Origin of the sequence: Rhodoferax sp., assembly GCF_023701345.1 — a bacterium.
Taxonomy (GTDB): Bacteria; Pseudomonadota; Gammaproteobacteria; order Burkholderiales; family Burkholderiaceae_C; genus Rhodoferax.
Genome location: NZ_JAMPXE010000150.1, coordinates 1 through 7,131, shown reverse-complemented (window position 1 = coordinate 7,131; position 7,131 = coordinate 1). Strand labels below are relative to the sequence as shown.

Here is a 7,131-nt window from a genome sequence, read left to right as displayed (position 1 = left end):
GCGAGCTTTTGCACCGCCACGGGCGAGTCGAATGACGACCATGATGTATCCTTTGGGGAAGTGGAATAACTTCCACGAAAATTGGCATTTAACCTGGCGTTTGAGACACGCGACATAACCACCCGGTTATGCGACACGCCAGACAGCCGTACATTATATCGTTCTTCACTACCATGCCTATCATTCGTCCCGGCCAATCCAGCGACATTGCACAAATTACGGCCATTTATGCCCACCATGTGTTGCATGGAACAGGAACTTTTGAAGTCGATCCGCCCACTGAGGCTGACATGGCACAGCGTCAGGCAGACGTCCTGGGCAAGAATTTGCCGTATCTGGTTGCTCTGGATGGCACTCAGGTGCTGGGATTCGCCTATTGCAACTGGTTCAAACCGCGCCCCGCTTACCGGTATTCGGCAGAAGATTCCATTTATCTTGCCCCAACTGCTATTGGGCAGGGATTGGGCCGTTCATTGCTGGCCGAACTGATCAGTCAGGCTGAGCGTGCCGGTGTGCGCAAACTGATTGCCGTGATTGGAGACTCCAATAACCTGGGTTCCATTGGCGTCCACCAAAGCGCTGGCTTTGGCCATGTCGGCACACTCAAGTCATGCGGCTGGAAGTTCGAGCGCTGGCTGGACGTGGTGCTGATGGACAAGGCCTTGGGTCATGGTGACAGATCAGCCCCGTTGTAACGGTGCTTTCCGTGCATCAAAATACTTGCAAACTGATCCAGTAAGCGACCGCAGCGACAAACGCACTGGCTGGAATGGTCAGAATCCAGGCCCAGATGATGTTGCCAGCGACCCCCCAACGCACGGCGCTGGCGCGGCGTGTGGCACCTACGCCCACGATGGCACCGGTGATGGTGTGCGTGGTCGACACGGGCACCCCCAGGGCCGTGGCTAAAAACAAGGTGATGGCGCCCCCGGTTTCGGCACAAAAACCACCGACCGGTTTGAGTTTGGTGATTTTTTGCCCCATGGTTTTCACAATGCGCCAGCCGCCAAACATGGTGCCCAGGCCAATGGCCGAGTAGCAGACCACAATGACCCAGGTCGGTGGCGTCTGGTCTGCCACGTTGGTATAGCCGGTGGCGATCAACAGCATCCAGATGATGCCGATGGTTTTTTGGGCATCATTGCCGCCATGGCCCAGGCTGTATGCCCCAGCGGACACCAATTGCCAGCGCCTGAACCATTTGTCAACCTTGAGGGGGCGAAAATTGCGAAAACTCCAGGACACCAGAATCATCATGGCGGATCCCAGTAAAAAACCCAACAGGGGCGAGACAAAAATAAATAACACCGTTTTCAGGATGCCGGCAGAAATCAGGGAGTCAACGCCCGCCTTGGCGATGGCCGCACCCACAATGCCGCCAATCAAGGCGTGTGAAGAACTGCTGGGGATGCCGTAGTACCAGGTGATGAAATTCCAGGTAATGGCGCCTACCAAAGCACCAAATACGACATGGGTGTCCACCACGCCTGGCAACACAATGCCCTTGCCCACCGTGGCTGCCACGCTCAGGTGGAAGACAAAAATGGCTATCACATTGAAAAATGCGGCAAAAACAACGGCTTGACCTGGTTTGAGAACGCCGGTGGAGACCACGGTGGCAATGGAGTTGGCGGCATCGTGAAAGCCGTTCATGAAGTCAAAAATAATGGCCATCAACACCAAAACAACCACCACCCACAACGCGGTTTGTACAGTTTCCATAGTTCTGAGCCTCGTGCCAATCAGGAGTTCTCGAGGACAACACCCTCGATCAAGTTGGCTACGTCTTCACAGCGGTCCGTTATGGTCTCCAGTAATTCGTAAATGGCTTTGAGTTTGATGAGTTCGCGCACATCAGGCTCTTCACGAAACAATTTGCTCATGGCGGTGCGCATGACCCGGTCGGCATCGCTTTCCAGCTTGTCAATTTCGTCGCAGGTTTTCAGCGCGGCATCGGCGGTGGAGGCATCGGCAATTTTGCTCAACAATTGCACCGCATCACGGACACGCTCACAGCATTTCACGCTTAAATCGGTGAGCCGGCTGATCTCATCGGTCATGTGGTGGATGTCATACAAGGCCATGGTTTCTGCAGAATCCTGAATCAGGTCGGCAACATCATCCATGGTGTTGATCAGGCTGTGAATCTGTTCCCGATCGATGGGTGTGATGAAGGTCTTGTGGAGCGCTTTATTGACCTCATGGGTGATGCGGTCTGCAGCGCCTTCGGCATGGTTTACTTCGCGGTGGTATTTTTCTCGCAGGGTCAGATCGCTGTAATTGGCAACGAGCTTGGAAAATGCATGCGCTGCCTCGACGATGTGGTTGGCGTGCTGGTTGAACAGTTTGAAAAAATTGGTGTCGCGTGGAAGCAGTTTGCCAAAAAACACGGGGAACTCCTTGGGAATATTTCAATACCATGACGGTTTGATGATGGACATGAGTTTAACTGTCAGCCAGTCAGCGGCAGAAACAGAAACGCCTCGCAGTTGAAGCTGCGAGGCGTTTTTTAACTGGCTGGCATCATTCACGATGCCAGTTGCTCAAGCCCATTCAGGCCGTGGCGACTTCCTTCACAGACGCTGCTGCATCGGTGTAGTCCTGCACCTTGTCGAAGTTCAGGTACTGGTAGATCTTGCTGCTGGCCGCGGTTAGCACACCCATGTCGGCCATGTATTCGGCTTTGGTGGGAATACGGCCCAGTTTGGAGCAGATGGCTGCCAATTCGGCGCTGCCCAGGTACACATTGCTGTTCTTGCCCAAACGGTTCGGGAAGTTGCGGGTGGAAGTGGAGAACACCGTGGCGCCTTCCTTGACCTGCGCCTGGTTGCCCATGCACAGGCTACAACCCGGCATTTCCATGCGCGCACCGGCAGAACCCAGAACGCCGTAGTGGCCTTCTTCGGTGAGCTGCTTGGCATCCATCTTGGTGGGCGGTGCCATCCACAGCTTGACCGGGATGTCGCGCTTGTTTTCCAGCAATTTGGAGGCGGCGCGGAAATGACCGATGTTGGTCATGCAGGAGCCGATGAACACTTCATCAATCTTGGCGCCCGCCACTTCCGACAGGGTTTTGACATCGTCCGGGTCGTTCGGGCAGGCCACGATCGGCTCGTGAATGTCAGCCAGGTCGATCTCGATCACGCTGGCGTATTCGGCGTCGGCGTCGGCCTTGAGCAATTGCGGATTGGCCAGCCAGGCTTCCATCGCCTTGATACGGCGGTTGATGGTGCGCACATCCGAGTAACCATTGGCAATCATCCACTTCAGCATCACGATGTTGCTGTTGATGTACTCAATGATCGGCTCTTTGTTCAGGTGCACGGTACAACCGGCCGCACTGCGCTCGGCAGAAGCGTCGCTGAGTTCGAAGGCTTGCTCGACCTTGAGGTCTGGCAGGCCTTCAATTTCAAGAATGCGACCGGAGAACACGTTCTTCTTGCCCTGCTTGGCGACCGTGAGTTCGCCCGACTTGATGGCGTACAGCGGAATGGCGTTGACCAGGTCACGCAGCGTGACACCGGGTTGCATTTGGCCCTTGAAACGCACCAGCACGCTCTCGGGCATGTCCAGCGGCATCACGCCGGTGGCGGCGCCAAACGCCACCAGGCCGGAGCCGGCGGGGAAGCTGATGCCGATCGGGAAACGGGTGTGGCTGTCGCCGCCGGTGCCGACGGTATCGGGCAACAGCATGCGGTTGAGCCAGCTGTGGATGATGCCGTCACCCGGACGCAGCGGAATGCCGCCGCGGTTGCTGATGAACTCGGGCAACTCGTGGTGCATCTTCACGTCGACAGGTTTCGGATAGGCTGCGGTGTGGCAGAAGGATTGCATCACCAGATCGGCGCTGAAGCCCAGGCAGGCCAGGTCTTTCAGCTCGTCGCGGGTCATCGGGCCGGTGGTGTCCTGCGAGCCCACGCTGGTCATCTTGGGTTCGCAATAGGTTCCGGGCAAAACGCCCTGACCTTCGGGCAGGCCGCAGGCACGTCCCACCATCTTTTGCGCCAGCGTGAAGCCCTTGCCCGTGGCTTTGGGGTTTTGCGGCAGGCGGAACAGGGTCGACACGGGCAGACCCAGGGCTTCACGTGCCTTGGCGGTCAGACCGCGGCCAATGATCAAGGGGATACGGCCACCGGCGCGCACTTCGTCGAACAGCACCTCGCTCTTGAGTTTGAACTCGGCGATGACTTTGCCGTCTTTCAGGGCTTTGCCGTCATAGGGGCGCAACTCGATGGTGTCGCCCATGTTCATCTGGCTGACGTCGAGCTCGATCGGCAGGGCGCCCGCATCTTCCATGGTGTTGTAGAAAATGGGTGCAATCTTGGCGCCCAGGCAAACACCACCAAAGCGCTTGTTGGGAACAAAGGGAATATCTTCGCCGGTGAACCACAACACGCTGTTGGTGGCCGACTTGCGGCTGGAACCGGTACCGACGACATCGCCCACGTAAGCGACCAGATTGCCACGGGCGCGCAGGTCTTCGATGAACTTGACCGGGCCGCGCTTGCCGTCTTCTTCGGGGGTGATACCGTCGCGCTTGTTTTTGAGCATGGCCAGGGCGTGCAGCGGGATATCGGGGCGGCTCCAGGCGTCAGGGGCAGGGGACAGGTCGTCGGTATTGGTTTCACCGGTGACCTTGAGCACCGTCAGCGTGAAGCTTTGCGGGACTTCAGGGCGGCTGGTGAACCATTCGGCATCGGCCCAGCTTTGCAGCACGGCTTTGGCGTGGGCATTGCCCTTGTCGGCCTTGTCCTTGACATCATGGAACTGGTCGAACATCAACAGGGTTTTCTTCAGTGCTTCAGCGGCAACCGGGGCCACCACGGCGTCGTCGAGCAGGTCGATCAGCGGCGTCAGGTTGTAGCCGCCAAGCATGGTTCCGAGCAATTCGGTGGCTTTTTCACGGCTGATCAGTGCGCACTTTTCGCTGCCGTGTGCTACCGCCGCCAGGTAGCTGGCCTTGACTTTGGCCGCGTCATCAACGCCGGCGGGCACGCGATGGGTGATCAGGTCCAACAGTGTTGGTTCTTCGCCCTTGGGCGGGTTTTTCAGCAGCTCAACCAACTCGGCGGTCTGCTGCGCCGTCAAGGGCAGCGCGGGAATGCCGAGCGCGGCGCGTTCGGCGACGTGGGCACGGTAAGTTTGCAACATGGTGAACTCCTTTAAATCAAAAAATGCATTGAGCGGTAACAGGGCGGGTGTCTTTTGCTCATCAACGGGTAACAAATAAGAAGCTAAGAATGAGCGACTCGATCATCAAGTAGAGAAAAAAACATGGGCGGGATCATGGACTTGCAGCTTGGCTGTTTGGTGGGCGCGCACCAGGACCTGCCAAAAATAGCGGTAACTGGCACGGTCATGCAAATGACCATCGAGTGAAATGGGTGCCCAATCGGCAGCATGGGCGGCGCAAACGATGCGACTGGCCTGCGCAACTTCATTGGCTGCTGGAGAGAAGGCCGCCAGGATCGGGCGAATTTGATCGGGGTGAATGCTCCACATGCGGCCAAAGCCCAGGGCACGACTGGCGTGCCTGGCGGCAGCTTCCAGTTTTGCAATGTTTTTAAATTCGGTCACCACGCAATGCGAGGCTGTCTTGCCGAAGGCGTGGCAAGCCGCAGTGATCGCCAGCTTGGCTCGTACCACCAGCGGGTGACTGAATTGATCCAGATCTTCAGGGCGACTGAGTTCCGACGTCGCCATGGCGCTGGCAGGAATCGCGCCGCCATGGGCCGAGACAAAATCCATCAAGCCAAAGCTGAGTGATTCAACGCGGGGATGCGCGGCGATGGCTGCCACATGGTGCACCGCCAGCGGCGACTCAATCAGTGCGTGGATGGGCAAGGGTGTGCTGCGACCGGTGTTGTTGGCCGCCTGGTCAATGTGGCTCAGGGCGAGCTCGACGTCAGCCACCGAATCAACCTTGGGGATCATCACATGGCACAAGGCCTCAGCTGCGCACCCGATGATGGTTGCCACATCCTGCGCGAAGGCGGGGTGGTCAACCGGATGGACCCGGGCGGCAATACGGGCGCGTTCATGTTGGGGTGATTTCTGACTCACAGACCATGCGTTTGCAGCAAGCTCTGCGACCATCTCGGCATGGTCTTTTTCCCCGCCCACAGGCGCTCCATCCTCGCAATCGAGCGTGACATCAAACGCACAAGTCCCCAACTCTTGTGCCAGTTCGGCCTGCAGAGCCAGACTTTTGACCATGCGCGACTGGATGCCGCAGTAGTGGTCGCACACCGGCAAGGGTGCGGCCGCTGCCGGGCCCAGCAATACGTCGCGCGGGTGGGTCACAAGCCTGACTTTGAATTGGGTTTACAGCAGATGGGCGACGCCAGCCTGCTCGTCCTGCAGTTCTTTGAGCGTTTTGTTGATGCATTCCTGGCTGAACGTGTCGATTGGCAGGCCTTCGACCAGTTTGTACTCGCCGCCGGCGCAGGTCACCGGGAAACCGAACATGGTGTCTTTCGGAATGCCATAGTCGCCATTGGATGGAATGCCCATGGTGACCCATTTGCCGTTGGTGCCCAAAGCCCAGTCGCGCATGTGGTCGATCGCTGCGTTGGCGGCCGATGCGGCTGACGACACGCCGCGCGCGGCAATGATGGCCGCGCCACGCTTGCCCACGGTGGGCAGGAAGGTGTTGGCGTTCCAGTCAGCGTCGTTGATCATGTCCTTGACGCTTGCGCCGTTGATGGTGGCAAAACGGTAATCGGCGTACATGGTGGGCGAATGGTTGCCCCAGACCGCCATTTTTTCGATGTCAGCCACTGCCTTGCCAGTCTTGGAGGCCAATTGGCTCAAGGCACGGTTGTGATCCAGGCGCAGCATGGCGGTGAAGTTTTTGCGTGGCAGATCGGGGGCGCTCTTCATGGCAATGTAGGCGTTGGTGTTGGCAGGATTGCCCACCACCAGAACGCGCACATCGCGGCTGGCCACGGCATTCAGGGCCTTGCCCTGGGCGGTGAAAATCTCGGCATTCACGGCCAGCAATTCTGCGCGCTCCATGCCCGGGCCACGCGGGCGCGAACCAATCAGCAGGGCGTAATCCACGTCCTTGAAAGCGGTCATGGGGTCACTGTGGGCTTCCATGCCGACCAGTAATGGGAAGGCGCAATCCTG

At 58.0% G+C, this 7,131-nt stretch carries 6 protein-coding genes; 1 reads left to right on the top strand and 5 read right to left on the bottom strand.

Features of this window, described 5'->3' with window-relative positions:
* The first annotated feature begins 173 nt into the window (after positions 1–173).
* Complete coding sequence (locus NDI87_RS15455) at positions 174–695, top strand: GNAT family N-acetyltransferase (RefSeq protein WP_296276341.1); 522 nt, start codon at positions 174–176, stop codon at positions 693–695.
* Between the two features lie 16 nt (positions 696–711).
* Here NDI87_RS15455 and NDI87_RS15450 read toward each other — a convergent pair whose 3' ends face one another.
* From NDI87_RS15450 to NDI87_RS15430, 5 genes are all read right to left on the bottom strand, one after another.
* A complete protein-coding gene (locus tag NDI87_RS15450) occupies positions 712–1,722 on the bottom strand; it encodes an inorganic phosphate transporter (RefSeq protein WP_296276340.1) in 1,011 nt (336 codons plus the stop codon).
* A 20-nt stretch (positions 1,723–1,742) separates the two neighbouring features.
* Positions 1,743–2,390 carry a DUF47 domain-containing protein gene (locus NDI87_RS15445; protein ID WP_296276339.1) on the bottom strand — a complete coding sequence of 216 codons (648 nt, stop codon included), beginning with the start codon at positions 2,388–2,390 and terminating at the stop codon, positions 1,743–1,745.
* Between the two features lie 163 nt (positions 2,391–2,553).
* The gene (acnB, locus tag NDI87_RS15440; RefSeq protein WP_296276338.1) at positions 2,554–5,151 is read right to left on the bottom strand and encodes a bifunctional aconitate hydratase 2/2-methylisocitrate dehydratase; all 2,598 of its coding nucleotides are present in this window, start codon (positions 5,149–5,151) and stop codon (positions 2,554–2,556) included.
* 105 nt (positions 5,152–5,256) lie between these two features.
* Complete coding sequence (locus NDI87_RS15435) at positions 5,257–6,303, bottom strand: aldolase/citrate lyase family protein (protein WP_296276337.1); 1,047 nt, start codon at positions 6,301–6,303, stop codon at positions 5,257–5,259.
* Positions 6,304–6,324: 21 nt separating this feature from the next.
* Positions 6,325–7,131 (bottom strand): malate dehydrogenase (locus NDI87_RS15430; RefSeq protein ID WP_296276336.1); only part of this gene is annotated, 807 nt, incomplete at its 5' end.